This is a genomic window from Allochromatium warmingii (assembly GCF_900107145.1).
Lineage (GTDB): Bacteria > Pseudomonadota > Gammaproteobacteria > Chromatiales > Chromatiaceae > Thermochromatium > Thermochromatium warmingii.
Map to the genome: position 1 here is coordinate 23,124 of NZ_FNOW01000012.1, position 22,030 is coordinate 45,153.

The 22,030-nt window shown below is 54.2% G+C and carries 21 protein-coding genes, 2 tRNA genes and 2 pseudogenes; 13 read left to right on the plus strand and 12 right to left on the minus strand.

What is annotated here, in order from left to right; all coding sequences use genetic code 11:
- The first annotated feature begins 1 nt into the window (after window position 1).
- From BLW10_RS05390 to BLW10_RS13955, 5 genes and pseudogenes are all read left to right on the plus strand, one after another.
- Entirely contained in the window at window positions 2-2,377 is a 2,376-nt protein-coding gene (locus BLW10_RS05390) for a nitric oxide reductase activation protein NorD (RefSeq protein WP_091332850.1), read from the plus strand.
- A gap of 227 nt (window positions 2,378-2,604) precedes the next feature.
- Window positions 2,605-2,769: a hypothetical protein gene (locus BLW10_RS13950; RefSeq protein WP_177168995.1), complete on the plus strand. Its 165-nt coding sequence runs from the start codon at window positions 2,605-2,607 to the stop codon at window positions 2,767-2,769.
- Between the two features lie 97 nt (window positions 2,770-2,866).
- Complete coding sequence (locus tag BLW10_RS05395) at window positions 2,867-3,151, plus strand: nucleotidyltransferase family protein (protein ID WP_091332852.1); 285 nt, start codon at window positions 2,867-2,869, stop codon at window positions 3,149-3,151.
- Window positions 3,152-3,154: 3 nt separating this feature from the next.
- Entirely contained in the window at window positions 3,155-3,481 is a 327-nt protein-coding gene (locus tag BLW10_RS05400; protein WP_091332854.1) for a HepT-like ribonuclease domain-containing protein, read from the plus strand.
- Window positions 3,482-3,687: 206 nt separating this feature from the next.
- Window positions 3,688-3,840 (plus strand): annotated as a pseudogene (locus BLW10_RS13955) (IS481 family transposase); the annotation flags it as partial.
- 227 nt (window positions 3,841-4,067) lie between these two features.
- Here BLW10_RS13955 and BLW10_RS05405 read toward each other — a convergent pair.
- From BLW10_RS05405 to BLW10_RS05435, 7 genes are all read right to left on the minus strand, one after another.
- Window positions 4,068-4,152: transfer RNA gene (locus BLW10_RS05405), tRNA-Leu, on the minus strand.
- Between the two features lie 33 nt (window positions 4,153-4,185).
- A tRNA-Ser gene (locus BLW10_RS05410) sits at window positions 4,186-4,275 on the minus strand.
- A gap of 109 nt (window positions 4,276-4,384) precedes the next feature.
- Window positions 4,385-4,696 (minus strand): DUF1840 domain-containing protein, encoded by a 312-nt coding sequence (locus BLW10_RS05415; protein ID WP_091332855.1) that lies wholly within the window; start codon window positions 4,694-4,696, stop codon window positions 4,385-4,387.
- Window positions 4,697-4,827: 131 nt separating this feature from the next.
- On the minus strand, window positions 4,828-7,467 hold the full coding sequence (locus BLW10_RS05420; RefSeq protein ID WP_091332857.1) for a DUF349 domain-containing protein: 2,640 nt from the start codon (window positions 7,465-7,467) through the stop codon (window positions 4,828-4,830).
- 94 nt (window positions 7,468-7,561) lie between these two features.
- Window positions 7,562-8,194: an MBL fold metallo-hydrolase gene (locus BLW10_RS05425; protein WP_091332859.1), complete on the minus strand. Its 633-nt coding sequence runs from the start codon at window positions 8,192-8,194 to the stop codon at window positions 7,562-7,564.
- Window positions 8,195-8,209: 15 nt separating this feature from the next.
- Window positions 8,210-8,446 (minus strand): HP1242/YdcH family protein, encoded by a 237-nt coding sequence (locus tag BLW10_RS05430; RefSeq protein WP_091332860.1) that lies wholly within the window; start codon window positions 8,444-8,446, stop codon window positions 8,210-8,212.
- Window positions 8,447-8,563: 117 nt separating this feature from the next.
- Entirely contained in the window at window positions 8,564-9,079 is a 516-nt protein-coding gene (locus BLW10_RS05435) for an OmpH/Skp family outer membrane protein (protein ID WP_091332862.1), read from the minus strand.
- 468 nt (window positions 9,080-9,547) lie between these two features.
- Here BLW10_RS05435 and BLW10_RS05440 point away from each other — a divergent pair, with 468 nt between their 5' ends.
- The 4 genes and pseudogenes from BLW10_RS05440 to BLW10_RS05455 all read left to right on the plus strand — a co-directional run.
- Window positions 9,548-10,087 carry a DUF2058 domain-containing protein gene (locus tag BLW10_RS05440; protein ID WP_091332863.1) on the plus strand — a complete coding sequence of 180 codons (540 nt, stop codon included), beginning with the start codon at window positions 9,548-9,550 and terminating at the stop codon, window positions 10,085-10,087.
- Window positions 10,081-10,899, plus strand: a complete 819-nt coding sequence (locus BLW10_RS05445; protein ID WP_245709104.1) for a TatD family hydrolase — start codon at window positions 10,081-10,083, stop codon at window positions 10,897-10,899. Before BLW10_RS05440 ends, BLW10_RS05445 begins: the two co-directional genes overlap by 7 nt.
- A 58-nt stretch (window positions 10,900-10,957) precedes the next feature.
- Window positions 10,958-12,001 carry a CAF17-like 4Fe-4S cluster assembly/insertion protein YgfZ gene (gene ygfZ / locus BLW10_RS05450; RefSeq protein ID WP_091332867.1) on the plus strand — a complete coding sequence of 348 codons (1,044 nt, stop codon included), beginning with the start codon at window positions 10,958-10,960 and terminating at the stop codon, window positions 11,999-12,001.
- A 122-nt stretch (window positions 12,002-12,123) separates the two neighbouring features.
- Window positions 12,124-12,588, plus strand: a pseudogene (locus BLW10_RS05455) (DNA topoisomerase IV subunit B); the annotation flags it as partial.
- A gap of 128 nt (window positions 12,589-12,716) precedes the next feature.
- On the opposite strand, the gene BLW10_RS05460 reads toward BLW10_RS05455, so the two are convergent.
- From BLW10_RS05460 to BLW10_RS05475, 4 genes are all read right to left on the minus strand, one after another.
- Window positions 12,717-14,456 carry a type I restriction-modification system subunit M gene (locus BLW10_RS05460; protein ID WP_091332868.1) on the minus strand — a complete coding sequence of 580 codons (1,740 nt, stop codon included), beginning with the start codon at window positions 14,454-14,456 and terminating at the stop codon, window positions 12,717-12,719.
- Entirely contained in the window at window positions 14,457-15,671 is a 1,215-nt protein-coding gene (locus BLW10_RS05465) for a restriction endonuclease subunit S (protein ID WP_091332870.1), read from the minus strand.
- Between the two features lie 82 nt (window positions 15,672-15,753).
- A complete protein-coding gene (locus BLW10_RS05470; RefSeq protein ID WP_091332871.1) occupies window positions 15,754-18,174 on the minus strand; it encodes a DEAD/DEAH box helicase family protein in 2,421 nt (806 codons plus the stop codon).
- A 93-nt stretch (window positions 18,175-18,267) separates the two neighbouring features.
- Window positions 18,268-18,567 carry a hypothetical protein gene (locus BLW10_RS05475; protein ID WP_091332873.1) on the minus strand — a complete coding sequence of 100 codons (300 nt, stop codon included), beginning with the start codon at window positions 18,565-18,567 and terminating at the stop codon, window positions 18,268-18,270.
- Between the two features lie 144 nt (window positions 18,568-18,711).
- Between BLW10_RS05475 and BLW10_RS05480 the strand changes: the two genes are divergently transcribed.
- From BLW10_RS05480 to BLW10_RS05495, 4 genes are all read left to right on the plus strand, one after another.
- Window positions 18,712-19,266, plus strand: coding sequence for a pseudouridine synthase (locus BLW10_RS05480; protein WP_091332874.1), 555 nt, complete (start codon window positions 18,712-18,714; stop codon window positions 19,264-19,266).
- Entirely contained in the window at window positions 19,263-20,096 is an 834-nt protein-coding gene (locus tag BLW10_RS05485; protein ID WP_091332876.1) for an energy transducer TonB, read from the plus strand. Before BLW10_RS05480 ends, BLW10_RS05485 begins: the two co-directional genes overlap by 4 nt.
- Before the next feature lie 105 nt (window positions 20,097-20,201).
- Window positions 20,202-20,975 (plus strand): DUF3050 domain-containing protein, encoded by a 774-nt coding sequence (locus tag BLW10_RS05490; RefSeq protein ID WP_091332878.1) that lies wholly within the window; start codon window positions 20,202-20,204, stop codon window positions 20,973-20,975.
- 92 nt (window positions 20,976-21,067) lie between these two features.
- On the plus strand, window positions 21,068-21,370 hold the full coding sequence (locus BLW10_RS05495) for a TusE/DsrC/DsvC family sulfur relay protein (RefSeq protein WP_091332879.1): 303 nt from the start codon (window positions 21,068-21,070) through the stop codon (window positions 21,368-21,370).
- Here the strand turns inward: BLW10_RS05495 and BLW10_RS05500 are convergent.
- A complete protein-coding gene (locus BLW10_RS05500; protein ID WP_091332881.1) occupies window positions 21,324-21,968 on the minus strand; it encodes a PqiC family protein in 645 nt (214 codons plus the stop codon). The two genes, BLW10_RS05495 and BLW10_RS05500, sit on opposite strands and share 47 nt — an antisense overlap.
- Window positions 21,969-22,030: the final 62 nt, after the last annotated feature.

The following is a 22,030-nucleotide window of genomic DNA, read 5'->3' on the forward strand; positions in this document are numbered from 1 at the left end:
AATGACACTCGACTTCAGCGAAACCCTCGCCTGTCTCAAGGTCGATCCAGCGCACGCACACGCTCAGGCGCTGGAATCGAGCTATCACGAAGCCGCCCGCGTGATGTCGCCGCGTGGCCTCGAACACTATCTGACCGGCATCCGCGCCATGTGTGGCCTGAACAAGGGGTCAGATTTGGTGATGACCTATGTGCAGGATATGCCCGGCGTGGCCAAAGAGGTCGGCGAGGATATCATCCCCGATGTCGTCAGTTCACTGATGAAACTCGCCTCGCACACCTCGGGCACCGTTATCACATTGATGATGGCCACCATGCCACTCGCTGCCAGTCGGCTCGGCGATCTGGAAGTGATGCGCGGCTATCTCAATCTGCTCCATCAGCTTGCCGGTAAAGCGCCGCGTGGTTTGCGCCCGATGATGGAGAATATGGATGAACTCTTGTCCAAACTCACGCTCGGCGGTTTGCGGCGCTGGGCGCTGTGGGGGGCGCAGGCTCATGCGCGGGATCTCGATGGTCAGCTTGCCTATTTCGGACTGCAAACTGAATCCTCACGCGCCGTGTTGCAAAAAGAGCGGCGCGGCACGCTCTTTGTTGATAATCAGCGCAAACTGAATTTCTATCTGCGGGCGCTCTGGGCGCGGGCATTTTTTATGCGCCCGACCTCAGGTGATTATGAATCGCGGGTCGGTCTCAAGCCGTTTATCGACGATTTTCAGATCCATCTACCCGATGCCTTCGATGCGTGGCGCGGCATTTCTGGCGTCGAACTCTATCGCGCTGCCGCCGCGCACTGCGCCGCGCACATGGTTTACACCACCGCGCCGTTGAGTGCCGAACAGCTCAATCCGGCACAGCGCGTGTTGATTGGGCTGTTTGAAGATGCCCGCATTGAAGCACTGGCGATCCGTGAGTTTCCCGGCCTCAAAAAACTCTGGCTCCAGTTCTTCACCGCGCCGGCTGCCGCTGATGAACCTGGGGCGCGTCATCCGCTGCTTGATCTGATGATGCGGCTGGCGCGGGCGCTGCTCGATGCCGAGTATCAGGATTCCGAGGCGCTGGTGAATGAATCCGCCGCCGCTTTCCGCGCTGCCTTCGCCGCCACGCCCGAAGACAATCGCATCAGTTGGATCGGCGGCGTCGAGTTCTATAACCGCGCCGTGCAACTGTGCGCGGTGCCGAGTTTGCGCATTTTGGAAGATTGGCCGTTGCCGTATCGCGATGACAATGATTACGTCTGGGATTTCGACGAAAACCTGTTTTTAACTCGCGGCGTAGATTATCTGCCCGCCAGTCAGCAGCAGGTGCGGCGACATGTCAGCGTCATGGAGATGGTCAATGAGGTCGATTGCGAGTTAGCTGGAGATGATGCGCAGGAAGTCTGGATTCTTTCGACTCCGTTCTGGCTCGATCAAGAAGGCTGTACCATCAATGAGTTAGAGGGCAAAGAGCCGGTTTCCGAACCCTATCATTATCAGGAATGGGATTATCAGGTGCAGTTGCACCGTCCTGATTGGGCGACGGTGATCGAGCGGCGGCAGGGGCGCGGCGATCCGGCCAGCATGGATGCGATTCTGACCAAGCATAAGCCGGTGGCCAGCCGCATTCGTCATTTGATCGACGCGCTCCAGCCGCAGGGTATTGTGCGGCGGCGCGGCTATGAAGAGGGCGAAGAACTCGATCTCAATGCCGCCGTGCGGGCGATGATCGACATTCGACGCGGCGTGATGCCCGATCCGCGTATCAATATCCGCATCACGCGCCATGTGCGCGATCTGGCGATTCTGGTGCTGATGGATTTGTCGCAATCGACTAACGAAAAAGTCGGCGTCAAAGACGGTGAACCGGGCTATGACGACGCGCCGAGTATTTTGGATCTCACCCGCGAATCGACTGGATTGCTGGCTTGGGCGATTGATTCCATTGGGGACAGCTTCGCCGTGCATGGCTTCGCCTCCGATGGGCGGCATGATGTCCAATATTATCGCTTCAAAGATTTCGATCAACCCTATGGCGACGAGGCCAAATCACGGCTCGCGGGCATGAAAGGCGGTCTCTCCACGCGCATGGGCGCGGCCCTGCGTCACGCTGGTTGGCATTTGGGCCAACAATCGGCGCAAAAACGCTTGGTGTTGCTCATCACCGATGGCGAACCGGCGGACATCGACGAGCGCGATCCGCAATATCTGCGGCACGATGCCAAAAAAGCCGTCGATGATCTGCGCATGAAGGGCATCTACACCTATTGTTTGACGCTCGATCCTGAAGCGGATCGCTATGTGGCGCGGATTTTTGGCGAGAACAACTATGCCGTTGTCGATCACGTCCAGCGCCTGCCGGAACGCTTGCCGGCGGTATTTGCGGCGCTGACGGCCTAAGTTGAAAAGATTGCAGCAAATCTGTGACGGGTGTCGCGGTCTCTTGTGCGCCCGTCACCTAAGCTAAAGGTGTCGCAAGGATCACGAACAACGGGGACGGATTCCCGACCCCCTTTGGCGCTCATACTACCCAACCGGGTCGAGACCACATCCGCTCTCCACACCGCGCCCGCTCTGCGTCAGGATGGATCATGCTGGCCCGCGCATCGCTCACTTGGAGCACGGACATGACATACGTTTATCAGTGGTTTGGCGCGATCAATGGGTACGCATTCCTCTATGGCTGCATGTTGGGCATGGCCACACAAACGCTGCGTTATCCGATCTATGCTTGGAGCATGGCGCGAACAGTGGGGCCACAGTGCAAGCTAAAACCGGCGCGTTCGTTGTGAATCAAAAAGTAGGTTGGGTTGTGTGCCAGACTAAGATTGATGTTAAATCACTAAGCCAATTGGCACACAACCCAACATTTGCCTAGAAGAAATCAAAATGAATGCATTAATTGAACAAAATCGCGCACAAATCCGTTTATTAGCGGCAAAGCGAGGCATCAGAAATGTTCGCCTCTTTGGTTCTATGGCACGCAATACAGCATCACAAAATAGTGATGTTGATTTGCTAGTTGAATTAGAAGATGGTCGGTCAGGGTTAGCACTTGGCGGATTTCTTCAGGATGTTTCCGAACTGCTAGGTAAGAAAGTTGATATTGTCACAGAACAATCGCTTCATCGTAAAATCCGAGAGCAAGTTTTAAAAGAAGCGGTTCCGGTGTAGTCCATGAAAGACGATACTGTCTACATTGATCACATGCTCGAATGCATCGAGAGGATTTTTGAATATACTCAACAAAACAAAGATCAATTTTATAAATCGACCCTAGTTCAAGATGCCGTTGTGCGCAATCTTCAAGTCATGGCCGAGTCGAGTCAACGGCTGTCGCCTGATGAGAAGTTAAAGTATCCAGAAATTCCGTGGCGAGAAATCGCAGGATTTAGAAATATTCTTGTCCATGATTATCTAGGTCTGGATTTAGATGTCATTTGGTCGGTTGTAGAGCAAGATATCCCAGCACTTCGTGAAGCTCTGAAGTTTCCACACTTGTAATTTTATGGCGTTGTTTAGCCACGTAAGTTGGGTTGCTTTTGGCAACCCAACCTACAGTTAATTGCCAGCATCCGCAAAACCATAAGGCGGCTCGCGCACTGCCAGCAACTGCGGCCCATCAGCAGCGCCGAGCCGAATCTCACCGGCATCATATGCGGCAATTTCGATCACCACCAGTAGCGCATACCGCCCAGCATCCAGCGGACACCCTCAACGGCTACGTGCGGTTATACAATCATCAGATCCCGCAGAAGGCGCTCGGACACATCGCGCCGATTCAAGCACTCAAAAACTGGCAACAACAATGCCCCAAACGCTTCAAAAAGCGTGTCTATAATCTCGCGGGACTTGAAACCTAACGTTCAACCGATCCGCGACTTTCGACACGCCTTCACACAAGCGTATGCGCTTGCAGGGATTGAGGATTTCAAGATTCACGACATGCGGCATATGTGCGCGATGCGGCATATGTGCGCGTCATGGCTCGTGATGTCGAGAGCGTCTTTGGCGCAAATCTGACACAGTGCCAACAAACATGCTACCGCTGAAACGGACAGGATCGGCTTAAAAGCCACGTCGTTATTGATGGTGCGCGAGGGGGGACTCGAACCCCCACGGAGTGAACCACTGGAACCTAAATCCAGCGCGTCTACCAATTTCGCCACCCGCGCAAGGGGTGATGTGCAAAGCGGGATCGATCTGATTGGCGGAGAGGGTGGGATTCGAACCCACGGTACGCTCGCACGTACACCTGATTTCGAGTCAGGCCCATTCGGCCACTCTGGCACCTCTCCACACCTGTGCTGACCGACATGAGCGTGGCCCGCGACAAGCACGCCAATATAGTCGCACGCGGGTGCTTTGTCCAGACCCGCTGCTGCGCTTTAAGGTGGTGAACCGCGCTCATTCCCACATAACGTTTTCGCCGGCACAGTCAGCAGCGGTGAGCAGTTCAATCAGGGGCAGGGCGCGATGGGCGAGGCTGACGTGTGGTGATTCATCACGCTGGCGTTGGTGAGGCGTGGCGGGGTCGAGAGGGGTATCTGGATGCTCGGCAACGGCGTGTTGCAATTGTGCGAGCGCCGCTGGAATATCCGCTGCGAGCAGCGCACCAGGGACGCTGCCGCTGTGTCCCATCAGTTTGATAAGGGTAACGGCTATATCGCCGAACATGGTGATGGTGGCGTAGGCTGGGGTCTCGAAGCGGATCAACATGTGTGTAGATCTCGGTGGCTGAGATAGCGAGTGTTTATTTTACTGGTCACGAAGCACCAACTTCGTGACCGCTTATCCTCAATGGCTACACCCGTGACGAAGCCGGAGCTTCATCACGAGCGCAAAAAAACTCACCCCAACACCACCTCGCGCACCCGCGCAAACCGCGCATCCAATCCGGCATCTGCCGGAACCGGCCCCAGCAGATACCAATCGTCCAGCAGCCGCAGCGCATTTTGGAGCGAATCGGCCTCACCTTCACTCAGGCGCTCGGCTAAACGCGCCACCTGAAGTTCCAGCCGTTGCTGGGCAAACTCCGGCGGCGTTTCGACTCCAGATGCAATCTCAAGCTGAAGACAGAGCACCGCCCGCCGCTCGCCATTAGCAACACACGCCTGACGCAGATGATCCAGCGCAGCGGCGTCGCTGATTGCGGCTAACGCCCGCTCGCATCGCGCCGTGATCGCCCGCTGCAACGCGGCGTCATCCGGTGTCGGCAAGGCGGCCCATTCGCGGCGCAGATCGTCCGGATCCAAGCCCTTCCCATCGCCGACCAGCAGCGCCTGTTCTAGCCGTTCACAAAATGCCGCTTGCTGTGCTAACCGTTCGAGCGCCGTCAACCGCTGTCGCTGCTCTAGCGCATGGCGCTGCTGGTCGAGTGCGTCGCGACAACTCTGCCAGCGCCGCGTAATCGTAGCGGCGGCTTGACGGGGCAGCGGCTGGGCGTCGGCTTCGCGCCAGCGGGCCAGCAGTTCGCGTTGTAGCTGTGTGAAGGTCTGAAGATCCAGCATGTCGCTGGTCGCACACACCTGTTCGGCCTCGTGGCACAGGGCTTCGCGGACAGCAAGCTGTTCAGCAATATCCTGCGCGTGTGCCTGATGACGGGCGGCACGGCGCTCAAAGATCGCATCACAGGCCGCACGAAAATCGCGCCACAGCCGGTTTTCATCTTTTTGCCGTGCCGGAACGGTGGTGTGCCACTCGCGTTGCAGCCGTTTGGCATGCTCAATGGCCGCATCCAGATCGGGCCAGTCACTCAACGCCTGCACTTGGGCGATAAGATCGCGTTTTAGCGCCTGATTATGCTGACGTTCGGCATCAAGCTGACGGTCGAGCAGACGCAGAGATTGATGAAACCGCCGCTCCAATGCCTTGCGCACCCGGCCTTCAGTCGGGCCAATCGCGGCCCAGGCTTGACGCATCTCGCGCTCGGCATGCAGCGTTTTTTTCCAATCAATGCGCTCCCAATCCACTTGCGCAACAAAGGCTTCAAGCTGGGCGCAGAGTTGCTCCCGCGCCAGCCGATTCTGTTCGCGCTCGGCGGCTTGCGCTTCGAGAAATGGCCGACAGCGTGCGTAAACTTGCTCGGAAATGGCGTGAAAACGCTCCCATAATGCTTGATTCGCGGGTGAGCCGGTTTTGTCCAGTCCTTTCCAGTCCATTTGCAATTGATGCAGCCGCTCGGCGCAGGCGGCTGGGGATAACGCCTCGGCAGTCAACAGCGCCTCCATCTCGCTGCAAAGCAGTTCCCGATGCTGATCTGCGCCCCAGCGCCGCCAGTTTTGCAGTTCACGCAGACGCGGCGTCAGGGTGCGCAGACGCTGCTGCCACTGGGTCGCTTGCTGCGGGTCGATACCGCTGGCCTGAATCAGTTCGAGTGCCGCCAGCAGGCTTTGATACAGCGGGTCGGCTAATTTAAGTTCGCCATCAGCGAGATGCGCTTCGAGTTCGCTGAACCGCTCGGGGAACTGCTGCAAGCGTTGTTCAGCATGTTTGCGTTGACTGCGGAGCCGCGCTTCAACACGCGCTGCGAGCGGCGGAAAAGTCGGCGCGGCGGTTTTTTCGGCATCCGCATCAGTACCCGCATCAGCATCCGGCAAGCGAGCGGCGAGCGTGCGCCCCTGATCGAGCAGACGCTGTGCCTGTTTGTGATCGAGCGGCTTAGACGCATTCAACAGCGCCTGAAGCTGCTGACTGGTTTTTTCCAAACGCTTGCGCGTTTCGCTCGGATCGGGCGGCGGTGCAGGCGCGGCGATTGGCTCAGGTGCGGGTGCGGCTTCAGCAGCGGCGGTGGGCGCTGCTGGCGCGGGTGGTTCAGCCACTGCCACTGGTTCAACAGCAGGCGGCGGTTGCAGCGCAGCGGCGCGGATCTCGGCTTCAGCTTCGGCTTGACGCTGGGCTTGTGCCTGTGCCTGTTGCGCCAGATGTGCGGCGTAAGCATCGAGAAAGCGCGTGCGTTCGCGGTCAAAGCGGTGCTGATCATCCGGCGTGACTTCCGCTTGAATACGCTGCCACTGGCGTTCGAGATGATCGAGCAGGGCGCGATCTTGATGCCAATTCGCCAGCCGTCCGAGGCGTTCAAGCTGGGCGCAGAGATCGTCACAGCGTTCACGTACAATGCGCGGGCGTTCTTCGCGTTCGGCAATCAGGCGCAGTTTTTCGCGTGCTAGTCGATAGACGCGCTTATCTTTTTTGCCGATCTGCCGCGCAACCCGTTCGAGCGCCGCTTTATCATCCAGCCGTTCCAATGCCCGTGCTCGATGACTAGCCAGCGCATCCTGCATCGCGCATTCGGCCAATATCTGTGGATCATCAAGCTGTTCAATCGCGGCCAAGCGTTCGGCGGGATCGGGATGATGCCGAGCTTTATCGGGCACTGTTTCGGGGAGCGGGAGTGGCGCGGCGGGAGCGACAGTCGCCGAGGCTGGGGCCGAGGTTGGGTCGGCATTCGCGGTGCGCCGTTTGAGCAATCGCTGAAAAAGCTTCTGCATTCTCCACTCCGAGAATCAAAGCCCAGGCCGGAACGACGCGGCTGGGCGTCATGTGGGGGTGAGCGGGCCGCATCCTCGGCCGCTGGCAGGCGTGTCAGCCGCCGACGAACGGATTGGTGCGTCGTTCCTCACCAAAGGTAGACAGGGGGCCATGTCCGGGGATAAAGCGCACGGCATCGCCGAGCGGAAACAGCCGCTGCTGAATCGCGTCGAGCAACTGTTGATGATTGCCACGCGGAAAGTCAGTGCGGCCAATCGAACCGCGAAATAGCACATCGCCGACCTGTGCTAACTGTGAATCAGCCTGATAGAACACAATATGCCCAGGCGTGTGGCCGGGGCAGTGGATCACATCGAGGACAACATCACCGAAGCGGATCTGATCGCCGTGTTCGAGCCATTGATCTGGTTCAAATACCGCAACTGGCGGAAAGCCGAACCGCTGGCATTGCTCCGGCAGTGACTGGAACAAAAACGCATCTTCGCGTGCTGGCCCCTTGATCGGAATGCCTAACTGTGCCGCCAATGCTGCACTGGCTCCGACATGATCGAGATGACCATGCGTGAGCAGAATGCACTGCGGTTGCAGTGCCAGTTGTCGAAGCTGCGCCACAATGCGTTCTGGCTCACCGCCCGGATCGACAATCGCGGCCTGACGGGTACGCGGACACCACAGCAGGGTGCAATTCTGCTGAAAATCGGTGACGGGTAAGATCCAATAATCCACAGTCAGCAACCGGCGTTAGGCGCGGATCATGGCGTACAACTGATCTTTGAGATGCAGCCGCTGTTTTTTGAGGTCTTCAATCGTCTCATCGGCGACGGGATTGCCGAGTTCTTCGATCTGCCGTACCCGCGCATCGAGCGCGTTGTGCTCGTCCATCAGCGCGGCAAAGTCGGGATTACTGGCGCGTAACGCGCTGATGCGCTGTTCAAGATCGGGAAATTCGTGCAATAAATCGTGTGATTCGCCAAGCATTGGGGCCACTCCTGAAAAAAATAAGGTTCAAACCGTGCGGCGCAGTCTGCGCCGAGCGCGGGTGGCAGTATAGCCTAGCCAGCTTCCAGCTTTCAGCCACCAGCGTGCAGCGGGCGGCTATTTGGTTTTGGCGTCCATCTGTTTGACAACGGCGTCGGTGATGTCAAGTCCGTCATCCATGTAGAGCAAACCGTTGACGCCGCGTTCAAAAACCATGCCGAGTTTTTTCTGCTTGGCGATGCTGTTGAGGGCTTCGCGGGCCGGTTCGAGAATTTCGCGGCCTTTTTCTTGTTGCGCTTTCATCAGCTCTTGCTGAATCGGCATGGCTTTCTTTTGATAGGCTTCGATGCGGGTTTTGATTTCTTGCTCTTTTTTCGCCACCTGATCGTTACTCATCAGCGGCTTATCTTTCGCTAACGCCTGCTGCATTTGGGCAATTTCGCGTTCTTCTTCGGCAAAACTGCGGGTGCGCGGCTCAAATTCTTCGCGCAATTGTTTTTGTAATCGCTGACCAAGTTTGCTCTCCTGCAACACCCGTTGCATATCGACAAAGCCAACCGAATCATTCGCCACCGCTTGAACGGGCAGGCTCAAACTGGCAATCAATGCAAGCAACAGCAGAGGACGGGACATAGATCAAAACTGCTCCATTTAACTTGAGCGAACGTGCTCAATGGATTTATCTGCACTTGGTTGACGCGGCACACCGCCCAACTCAAGCCCTTGACGCTCAGTGGCGCCGGATTCCCTCAATCGATCAGGCTCTCCAGAGGTTTCATCCCCTTGCGGTAAAGCGCCAAACCGAAGCCTGGCCACTTGCAATGTCCTCTATCAGCGCGTCGTTAAACCGCTGTTAGCGGTCTTAAGATGCTCATCCTGAGCATCTGTCAATACGTTTGAGCAAAAATCAGCGATCAGTTAGCGGCTCCGTTGGCTAACTCAATAACAAGATACGTGTGCGCGGGAACGCCGGTCAGTCGATTGTAACCGCCGGATACGGATAGATAAAACCAGATGCGCGGTACTGGGCTTGCCAGCGATGCGCCCATGTTAGATGCTCACCAGATTCCCCACTCTCTTAACCCTTTGGAGACTCGTCGCGTGGGTAACTCACTGCAAGAACAGTTACTGAAAGCTGGCCTCGTGAATGTGCAAAAAGTCAAGCAGACGCGCACGGACAAGCGCAAACAGGTCAAGCAGAGCGGCGGTCAGCCGACGCCCGAAGAACAAGCCGCTCGCGCTGCTGCTGACCGTGAACGCGCCGCCAAGATTGAACGTGATCGTGAACTCAATCGTCAACGTCAGGAAGAAGCTGCCCGCCGTGCCGCTGAAAACGAAATCCGTCAGTTGATTCATACGCATCGCGTGGTGCGCGACAAAGGTGATCTAGCTTATAACTTCACCGATGGCAGTACGCTCAAACGGCTCTACGTCAACGCCGAGCAGCACGCGAGTCTAGTGGCCGGACGGCTGGCCATCGTGCGTCAAGATACCTTTTATGAACTGGTTTCCGCCGAGATCGCCGAGCGCATTCAGGCCCGCAATGCGGCGCTGGTGCTGGTGTTCAATCGCGCCACAGACAGCAACGCCGCCGATGATCCCTATGCCGCCTATCAGGTGCCGGATGATCTGATGTGGTAGCGTCCGCCGCGCCTATCTCCAGCTTGCCTAGCCTGATTGACACGCACTGTCATATTGATGTGCCCGAATTTGCCGCCGACCGTGCTGCGGTGTTGACGCGCACGCGGCGGGCTGGGGTCGCGGCGCTGGTGATCCCCGCGATTGACGCCGCCGGCTGGGATGGACTGCTGGCGCTCTGCGCCGCACCGCCAGCGGATGCGCCGCGACTTTATCCGGCGCTGGGGCTGCATCCAGTCTATTTGAACGCCCATCAAGATCAGGATATAGCGCGGCTCGAACGGCTGCTTGCTGATTGGCCAATCACCGCGATTGGGGAAATCGGGCTGGATTATTGGGTGAGCGATCTCGATCCTGAGCGTCAACATCGGCTGCTCACGCAACAGTTGGCGCTGGCCCGCGCTGCCAAGCTGCCGGTGTTGCTGCATGTGCGCAAAGCCCATGATGCAATGCTGGCGCTGCTCCGTCGCCAGCCGCTGCCCGCAGGCGGCATAGTTCATGCGTTTAACGGCAGTCTGCCGCAAGCGCAGCAGTATCTGGATCGCGGTTTCACACTTGGCTTTGGCGGCATGTTGACGTTTGCGCGGTCGCATCATCTGCGCCGATTAGCGACGGCGCTGCCGCTGGAGGCGCTAGTGCTCGAAAGCGACGCACCGGATATGACCGGCGCAACCCATCACGGCACGCGCAACAGCCCTGAATATTTGCCTGAAGTGCTGACAACGCTCGCCACATTGCGCGATCTTGACCCGCTGATGGTCGCGGCGCAAACCACTGCGACGGCGTGCGCGGTGTTGCGGCTGGCTGCGGGTTAATTCGACGCTAAATAATGTGTTTATTTATTCACTTCGATCTTCATTGAGAACAGAACACATGACTGCATGGCAAGATTTTTTAATGGCTCATGGCGCATCGCTCGACGCACACGGCCAGCTTGAATTTCCCGCAGCGCCAATAACTGCCGCCAGCGGCTGTCAGTTATATGATCTTTCGCAGTTTGGATTGATTGCAGCACAGGGCGCAGAGGCCGCTGAGTTTTTGCAAGGGCAACTGACCAATGATATTCGGGAATTATCGGATACTCACACGCAACTCAGCGCCCACTGTAATCACAAAGGGCGCATTTTGACGCTGTTTCATGCGCTACGTTTAGGTGATACGATTTATTTACAAGCGCCCCGTGAACGTATCGCTGATAGTCTGCAACGCTTGAGTCGGTTTATTTTGCGTGCTCAGGTGATATTAACCGATGCAAGCGAGACGCTGATTCGGATAGGGGTTGCGGGTGATTCCGCTCCCGCATTATTGGCTGCGCAGGGCGTACCAATTCCAGAACGCGATTACGAGCTTGCACAGACGGCTGAAATCGCGGTGATTCGGATGCCAAGCATACAGCCGCGTTTTGAGTTAATCGGCGCGTTTGAATTGATGCGGGAGCAATGGATACAGCTTGCAGCGCAGGCGCAAATCGCTAATATCGTCGATTGGACACGACTGAATATTCAAGCTGGAATGCCGACGGTTTATCAGCAGACAGTCGAGACCTTTATTCCGCAAATGCTGAATTTACAGATGCTCGACGGCGTGAGTTTTAATAAAGGCTGTTATACCGGACAGGAAGTGGTCGCCCGAATGCAGTTTTTAGGCAAACTCAAACGGCGGATGTATTACGCGGAGGTTGAAAGCACGATGCCACCTGTGCCCGGCGCTGAACTCTATGTGACCGCGAGTGCGTCGCAACAAACGGATGGTTGGGTGGTGGATAGCTGTCCGCTGGATGCTGGGCGGTATGCGCTATTGGTGGTGATCGAAATTGCCGCATGTGATGCCGGTGAGATTCGGCTCGGCGCTGCTGATGGGCCGCAGTTGCTGGCAGTGCGCGAGCCGCCTTATGGTTTTGCGGATGCTGGCAATTAACTGTAGGTTGGGTTGCCAAAAGCAACCCAACTATGTTACTCGAAAATTAAGCAGAACCTGACCCGTTTTAATTGACCCGTTTTAATTGCGACCCGTTTTAATTGCGCGTTTTAATTGCGGGCAATGATGATTTAAGCCGTCTACGTTTTGGCAAGATTTGTATTCTCGCTGATGCCGATTCCGACGGAGCGCATATTGCGACCCTGCTCTGTGCGTTATTTTTAAAGCATTTCCGGCGTTTAGTCGCTGATGGGCATATTTATGTTGCCATGCCGCCGCTGTATCGCATTGATATTGGCAAGCAGGTTTATTACGCGCTCGATGATGCCGAAAAGCAGGGAATTATTGAACGGATTACCGCTGAAAAGATCAAAGGCAAGGTCAATGTGCAGCGATTTAAGGGTTTGGGTGAAATGAACCCGGCGCAATTACGCGAGACGACGATTCATCCTGATACACGCCGTCTAGTGCAACTGACGATTGACGACGATCAGGCGACGGATGAATTAGTGGATCGGTTATTAGCCAAAAAACGGGCGGCAGATCGGCGAGCGTGGTTGCAAGAACAAGAAGCGGATCGGTATTAGGTGAGCAAACACCACAGCTGGCGCGGATTACCCGCTATTCCTGCGTCGGACAGCCGGTATTTGCGCAGGTCAAGGCGGTGGCGTTGATGGATTAGGCTGTTCCAAATGCACGCGCTGAATGTTCAGTGTTAATCACGTAATTCAGCTAAAACCGCATCAATTTCGCGTCCTTTCGCGGCAATAAATTCCAATAACTGAGCGGGTGTCCGCTCGTCCACATCCGCCGAGCGATGCGGATTAACTGCCTTCAAATCATAAAGCTGATTCTCAATATCTTGCGCCTTGTTTTCTAAGGCGCGGGCCTCTTTCGTTAAGCCCAAAAAAACCGCTTCTATCTCAGCAATAGCGGCGGCATCCTGTTCGGTGCGTGGTGCCGCTTTAAGCTGTTGTAGGCGCTGACCAAATGGTGCAGCTTCCTGACGTTTCGCATGTGCTTGATCTAAAAACGGTTGCGCTTCGCATTTAAGAGCTGCTTTGCGTTCGCTAAGATCAATCGTCCAACTACAATCCGAATCACTACGTTCAGGCAATCGGCGCAAAAAGTCATCAAAATGCAGGCGAGTGAGCGGTTTGCGTTTGGTGATTTTAAGATCGGATAAATCATAATACCAAATGCGTTCGGTTGGGCGTCCGCGCACAAAAAACAGCAGATTGGTTTTGACTCCGGCGCCGGCTTGCGTAAAAACCCCGCCGGGTAGACTGACGATGCACCAGAGGTCGCATTCATCGAGTAATTTGCGTTTGGTTTGGACGAATGCCTCTTCATTGGTGCGAAATAATAGCCCTTCATCAACAACAATCCCGCAGCGCCCGCCGTTTGAATCAAGGCTATTGATAACGTGCTGCAAAAAGAGCACTTGGGTTGAGCCGGTTTTATAGGCAAACTGCGTTTGCGCTTCGATGCCTTCTTTACCGCCAAAGGGTGGATTAGTGGCGATGACTGTGAATGTAGGCGGTGCGCCTTTGAAGAGTTTATCGGATAGTTCCTGATTGGTCAGTGTATTGCCGAACCATAAATGCGGATGGTCGATGCTATGCAGGACTAAATTAGCGAGGGCTATCGGATAAATCAGCGATTCTTTTTCACGTCCGTAAAACGTGCGTTCGGCGAGTTGTTCAAATGCGTCGGGTGAGCCGTTGTTTTCAAGTAAGGTGTTACGCATGTGTACACTCGCTTGCGCTAAAAAGCCGCCAGTGCCACAGCAGGGATCATAAACTGTTTCGCCAATTTGCGGATTGAGCACCTCAATCACGATGCGGATAACTTCTCGTGGCGTGAAGAATTGGCCGCCATCGTTGTTTTTCTCGCCCATGCGTAATAACAAGCCTTCGTAGACTTGCGACAGGGCAAAAACGTGCGTGTCATCAACGGCGTTGCTGCTTAATAGATGAACTTTATCGAGGACATCGCGCAAGTTCTTTTCAGTATCAATGCGGGTTTTACCGACATTGCGCATAATTTCACTGATGAGAATTTGGCGAATGGTTGCATTCGATTGATGTTCCAGTGTCTCTAAGAATTTAATTAAATCATCATTGATGAATTTGAAGAAATCTCCCTGTGGTTGTGATTCTAGTGCTTGGCGCTTGGCTCCGTCGGGTGCGCCCCAATCGCGCCAGCGGTAGGGTTCGGGTAATGAGGGGGTAAAGCGAATATTGAGTGCTGATGCTTCGAGTTGTTCGCGTTGTTCGGTTTCGTCGAGTACGCGCAAAAATAGCATCCAAGTTAATTCGGGGACGTATTGTACGGCGCTGGTGACGCTGCCCCGGCGCATGATGTCGCAGATGGATTTAACAGCTTGATCGACAGATTGACGGGTTGCCAATGATTTGGTCTTGTCATTAGTAGCTTGCTTGCCGCGTGCCATTTATAACGCTCCTGAGAAGGCTTGGCGGAGAAGTGAGGCAGGTAGTGCTTGTATCGCCGCTCTTTGCATTTCCACTGCTTGACGCATGTGTTCAACAGCTGCGAATTTGGTTTTTAGTAGTTGGGCGATGCGTTGTTGTTCCAAGAGTGGCGGAAGTAGAATTTCAAAATTTTCGACTTGAGTTTTTGAAACTTCTGCAAATGTAGCGCCACTCCCTAAATCTTTAAGCCTTCCGATAGAATTACGTAATGCAAAATACAGAAATTCTGTATCAACGCGATCACTTGGAATCAGTGACTTACAACCCTGATTTGTGCAAATCGGGATTCTCGCAATACCAAGATGACCAATTGGCGCACGCGATGACAGCACAACTGTACCAGGAGGAACAATTTCTAACCCTGTATTTTTAAGGCCAAATTCAGTAATTGTTCTTTCTGAATACTGTATATCAGCATTTTTTAATTTTCCAAGATCAGCCGGTGTTATCCAGTGAATAGCACCGCCCCAATTGTCTGGTACGGATGTGCTAGGAGTTGTTCCATTGACTACACGGCAGCAATCCCGAATAGGTGTCGATTGCCATGCTACCGCTGTCTCGCTGTTAAATACCTCCCGCAAATAAGCAGCCGGTAATTCACGGGCCGCTGCGAGACGCGCTTCGCTTGCCTGCCGTGCCCGCTCGACAGCCGCCAGCTTGGTTTTTAGCAGTTGCGCAATGCGTTGTTGTTCGGGGAGTGGCGGTAGATAAATTTCTTGACTGAATACTTGTGAATCTTTTACCGCAGGATATAAAGCACCTACAACCAATTCTGAAAGTGAATTTATAAAACTTTGTGATTGAGTAAAAAAGAAAAGAAAATCAGGATCAATTTCAGGTTTTGCACGCAAAACGCAAAAGCCCGTACTACATATCTGCTCGTCAAGTTCAGAGGGTATTTTAGCTACTGCATTAAGATTTGGTCGAGTTGTTGAAACAATGACATCATTAGTGCGAACAATTTTTCTAGCCCTGCTTGGCGCATCTTTTCCCTTAATAAATTTAGTTTCCAAAATTTTTTTAGTTACATTATTGACTCCAGATATATCAATATAGTGAAAATCATCTTCTGGTTTTCTACTTGGATCACGAACGCCAGTATTTATCTCGCAAACATCTTGAAGTTTGCATTTTTTCCATTTTGAATTCTGATTCATTAAATTTAATTCATTCATAATTATGAACTGCCTCTTGTTATAATTTCAAACATATCTATCATGCTAGAATAAACTAGCCTTGTAACCTCTCAACGACCACTCAAACCGCAAACATCCGCGCTTTTGCTGCTTGAATTAATGCTGATGGCTCACCACCTGCCGCCAATGCACCAATTCCCCCAGCTGCTTTAAACGCAGGCGTCTCAAACATTCGCCTTGATTCCAACGCCGCCGTTCCGTCGCGCTCAAACTGCCCAACAATCGCCCGAATCGCTGCCGCTGTCTGCGCTGGCAAACCATCGAGCCAAGCATCATGCTCAATAAAAAACGCCTGCACCCGCTCCTGTCGTGTGCGCGGCGCAATATGAAAACCCAAATCAATTAACACATCATATAAATCATAATCTGCCATCTGCTGAATAGACTGCAACGCACTCGGCGGATAGCCTCCCTGCTTTAATTTCTCAAGCAATGCCACCCGCTCATCTGGCTCTGCCCAACGCTGACGAAACTCCGCTAACGTTGGCGCTTCAGCTAATAACTGCGCCGCCAATCGCCGCTTATATTCATCTAACGCAATCGGCTGATCCCGTCCATCCACCTGTCCAAGTACATAATCACCTTCAGATTTAACCGTAACCGCAATACCATCAACCATAATAACCGGCTCCGGCGGCGGTCGATCACCACCCAAACCCGATGTTAATGATCGCTGCTCCGTTATAAATTCCGCACCAAATAAATCCGTCGCATTCGTATAATCATAGACATAAAACATCAGCTTCCCGCTTGGCTCATCAATGCGCGTACCGCGCCCAATCATCTGATAAAAATTAATCGGCGAACGCACATAGCGAAAAAATACCACATTGCGCAGTTTCGGCACATCAACGCCTGTTGTCAACAAATCAACCGTCGTCGCAATAAAATAACGCCGATCCGCACCACGAAAATCTGCTAATAACTTACTCCCATCACTTTTCCCTGTACATTTAAACGCATAATCGGCTACCGGCTGCCGCTGCTGCGTCTTGCACCAATTCGCATACAGATTCCCCATTTCCGCCGCCACCGCATCCGCATGACTATCCCGGGCACAAAAAATGACCGTCTTTTGCTCCGGCCCGCCCGTTTCAATTAAATACTTGAATAAATCGGCGCACATCGCTATTACCCGATCTGGCAGCATCACGCGATCTTCAAAACTTGGCGCTTCATAACGCGCTCGTACCTCTTCCACCCCAACTGGCAACCCCGTTAGCGCATCGCGTGGATTATGCGCCATAATTTGTTCCAACGTGAGACCAGTTTGATCTAAATTCACGCGCCCCTTGCGAATTTGACAAAACGCTAAATAGCCATCCGCCATCGCCTGCGCCATATCATATTCATAAACCGGCTCACCAAAATATTGCAAATTATCCGCCGTAATCTTAGCCGCTTCATCAATGTGCGCTTGCGTTGCTAGATCAATAGCATCTGCTAATGGCTTAATTTTCAGCGTGCGCGGCGTAGCGGTTAAGCCAATTTGAACCGCCTGTGCATTGCGCGTCAACACCGCTGACCATTTACCAAAAGCTGAACGATGACATTCATCAATCACCACATGACTGAAAAAATCGGGCGGATAATGCATACAAAGAAAACTTGCATCATCATCGTCATCAATTCCAAGCGTTTGATAAGTCGCAATATGAATGCGTGCATGTTTTGCACGATTCCCGCCACTCCCATCCGATTTTACTTCAGCGGCATCGCTACCGAAAACCCGCTGAAAGGCAATTAACGCTTGCGTCCGTAACTCATCGCGGTCGCAGACAAAAAGTGCGCGTGTTAAATGCCCAGCATCAGAGAGACGCTTGAGTAAATTCACTGCAATAAAAGTTTTTCCGGCACCTGTAGCAAGAATCAGCAAAGCGCGTTGCAATTCACCGTTGCGAACACAGCGAGCGATTTTCTCCAACGTTGCACGAATAGCCGCATCTTGATAATAACGGCGACCTGTTTCACCATCAGAATAAGGCTGTAACAACGGTTGCGCTGCTATATCTGTGAGCGCAAATCCCATGCCCGCTTCATAGCGTGCCTGCAATTCTGCTGGGGTTGGAAATTCGGCCAGCGGGCGCAATTGGCTGGTCTGACCAGTAAAACGATCAAACTCAACAAATAAATGCCCATTGGTCGCAAACACAAACGGGACATTTAATCGTTTGGCTTCTGCATAACCGCGCCCCTGTTGTAATCCGCTTCTTGGATGCAATCGCTCGCGTTTCGCCTCAATTAAACCCAGCGCCAGCGGCTGACTAGCTTGGCCAATCACAACCCGTAAAGTGTAATCAGCGCGACCCTGTGCTCGACGACGGGCTTTTCCGCCAACAATTTCGATAGCGCCGGCGCTGACCTCGCGCTTAATCATGCCTTGCTCATGCAGCCAGCCGCGCTGACGCAATACCGGATCAATCAATTCGGCGCGGGTTTCAGTTTCGTTGCGATCATTGCAATTTTTAGCAGTGAATGACATACTATAGCTTTGTCGGCTTGTTGATTTTGCCAGCGGAATTAGCCATCTTATCTCTTAATTCCGCATGAGTGTATTCGCTTTTTCACTTAGTTACTAGATCTGAGGTGCATAAAAATCAGTGATGTCAAAAAAATAGGTTAATTCTTGTCCATCACTGAGCGTAATTTGCAACTGGTCATAATAACGATTATTTTCCCACAATAAGTACTGCGCTTTCGGCGTCCAATCTTGATACGTTTGACCGTGCCGCGCTATGATTGCCTCATATTCTAATTTAACTCCCGCCCATGAATCCTCCGCGTAAATAATCAGCGCCGTTGCGAGACTGAGACCATCACGGCGGCTGGCAGCGCGATCCGGTAGGTTGAGATCGTGTGGCGTCGAATGTGACATGGAATGCCCTTGTGGGTGTTTTAGCACGCAAACGGATCGGCTCAGGATCGTTAGCCTGTAGTACACCACACTCTCGCGTCAAACTTTGTCGCATCGCTGACGAACACACACCAAAACCACCCCCGCGCCGCGCCAATCGCCCGTATGCTTGTGCTGTTTAATAAACCCTATAACGTTCTCAGTCAGTTTACGAGCGATCCACTCGGCAGCGGCGGGACTCTGCGCGAGTTCATTCCACTGCGGGGCGTGTATCCGGCGGGACGGTTGGATAAAGATAGCGAAGGCTTGCTCTTGCTCACGGACGATGGGGCGCTTCAGCATCGCATCAGCCATCCGCGCCATAAAGCGTGGAAAACCTATTGGGCACAGGTTGAAGGTCAGCCAAGCGCCGTGCAGCTTGCATCATTAAAACAGGGCGTGATGCTCAATGACGGCCCGACCCGTCCAGCGCGGGTGCGCCTGCTGTCTGAACCGGAGCTGTGGCCGCGTGATCCGCCGATTCGGGTGCGCCAGCGGATTCCGACAACTTGGATTGAGTTGGCGATTCACGAGGGCCGCAATCGGCAAGTGCGGCGCATGACCGCTGCGGTGGGGCTGCCGACATTGCGGCTGGTGCGGGTGGCGGTCGGTGAGTGGCGGCTTGATGGCTTGCGTCCGGGTGAATATCGGGTCGTTCAACAGCCGCGTGTACCAAAATGAGCGCCGATCAGCGCGTCAAAACTACGATGACGCGACCCGATTCAGCACCGCCCGGCGCATGGCTCGGGCTGGCGCTGGCGCTCTCGGCGGCGCTGCATGGCGCGTTAGCCGCGGTGCTGTGGCAGAGTGAAGCGCCGCGCTCGCCGCAACCCGAAACGCACACCCTTGCTGTTGAGCTGATGCGCGTCGGGGTTAATTTAGAACCGAGTGAGCCAACACCCGCGCCCATCTTGACGCCGCCGCCGGCGCTTGCGCCAGCGCCGCAATTGGCTCCACAGATCGCGCCTAATACGACTTCTAAATCTGCACCTAAACCCGCACAGCCGGTTGCTAAACCTAAATCTCAATCCAAATCTAAATCCAAACCCAAACCTACCGCTCATGCTGCGCGTCGGCGTGCGGCATCCAGTCAGCGCACTCAGCCCAGCAACGGTAGCGCGAAGCCCGCGACCGCGCCGACACCCGCTAATCGCGACCGCGCCGAACCCAGCTCACCGCCGCCAGCGGCGACCTCGGCGGCGATGCAGCGCAGTGCTGAACGCGCTTATCTCAGCGCCCTGCATCGCGCCATTGCCCGTCATCAGCACTATCCAGCCAGCGCCCGCCGTCAGGGGCAGAGCGGCGTTGCCACCGTTGCTTTTACACTCGCCGCCGATGGGCGTATCAGTCAGATTCGGCTTGTCCAGAGTTCCGGTCATGCTGCACTCGACCGCTCGGCAGTGCAGGCGCTGACGCGGCTCGGACGTTTTGAGCCGATCCCCGCCGCACTCGAACGGCGCACCTGGTCACTGCACATTCCGATCCGCTTTGCGCTTGCATCAGCGGAATAACTGCCGCCTGCGTCCGTGTTGGGTATTATCATGGCGTAGTGCTTTAGCATCCAATCAAATACTGATCTAGTACTGATCCAGCGCCTAGTCACGAGGATTCCACGCATGGCCACGCTTAATTTTGCGCATCTCCAGCCCCTGCACGCGCAGCTTGAAGAACACGCGATCTATGGCGCACTCCAGCGCATTGAGGATCTGCGCGTATTTATGCAGCATCATGTGTTCTCGGTCTGGGATTTCATGTCGCTAATCAAATACTTACAGCGTGCTATCGCGCCGGTCATGGTGCCCTGGCAGCCGACCGCCGATCCCAGTCTGCGTTATTTCATCAATCAATTGGTGCAAGAAGAGGAATCCGACGCGATTCCGCTGGCAGCGGGCGAGATCTTGTACGCCAGTCATTTTGAACTCTACTGCCGCGCCATGAGCGAGATCGGCGCAGATGCCACCCAACCCCAGCAGTTTTTAACGCTGGTCAGTGAACAGGGCATCGATCAGGCGCTCTATTCGCCGCTGGTACCACTGCCAGCGCGGTATTTTAGTGAGACCACCTTCTGTTTTATCCGCGAGGACAAGCCGCATCAGGTTGCCGCCGCGCTCGCACTGGGCCGCGAAAACCTGATTCCGACCATGTTCCGGCAGTTTCTCAGCCGCATGGCGATCAGCGAGCCGCAAGCGCCGATCTTTCATGCCTATCTCCAGCGTCATATTCATTTGGATGAAGATTTTCACGGCCCGCTGTCGATGCGCTTGCTTGAAGCCCTGTGCGGTGACGATCCGCAACGCATTGAGGAAGCCGAAACCGCCGCAGAAGAGGCGCTCTGTGCGCGGATTCGCTTTTGGGATGGAGTGTTGGCGGCGATTGAAGCCGGACGCTGAGTATCTGACCGACTTGATAAAGTATTCCGTGTCACCATCTTGCTAACACGGATTTTCGATCCTATTCACCAACTGTGCCGGAGATCAGATTGATGAGCGCAACGATCAGTGTCCCATTAGATAATGAAGGCTTTTTGCTCAACCGCGATGATTGGAGCGAAAGCATCGCGATTGAATTGGCTAAAAGCGATGAATTTGAAATGACCGAACAGGTGATGCACTTTATTCGCGAAGCCCGCGCTATGTATGAAGAAGATGGCGTGGTGCCGCCAATTCGCATTTTTGCCAAAAAACACAAGGTCTCGACTAAAGACCTCTATGATATTTTCAAAAAAGGCCCGATGAAGCTTATCTGTAAATGGGGAGGTCTGCCGAAACCGACGGGGTGTGTTTAAGGGTTTCAGCGACTTCGCGGCTGAAATCGGCCAACGTCCAACTGAGCGCCGTGAGCAGTGCCCGGGTGTCTCCGGGCGCAGCAACTGGGCGCTGATAACGGCTCTCACGGGCCACCCGCACCTGTTCTAAATTAGGCTCCAGCAACGACCACCGCACCCGCAACACCGCCTGACCGTCGGGCGTGCCCTCAAATGCGAGAATTTCAGCACTTAATCGCACATCAAGCGGATAGCGTAGCTCACTCGGCAAAATAACTATCCGGCTTGAACCTGTTAATTGCGCCAGATTTTCACTCCACACCCGCAAGAATTCATCTTGCAGCGTCCCGCCCCAACGCTCTAATTCATTCACGGCTAATTGATTTGCCGAGGTGCGCGAAACAATTTGCGGGCGGTCGAGAAACAGCGGAAAACTCACCGGCCCCAAGCCAATTGCTAATGCTGAATCAGCAGACGGCGGCGCATCGTGAGTTTTTTGTTCCAATGCTGTGATTGGCGCGAGCGTATAAAAATTCGCGGGCGGGGTGCTGGCGCAACTAATCACGCTAATACACAGTGTTATAATTAACCATCGCCAGTTCAAAAATAATTGGGTCATAGAGATGCGCCGTGAATAAAAAAGATTAGACAGGATTAACAAGATTACTCAAGATTAACAGG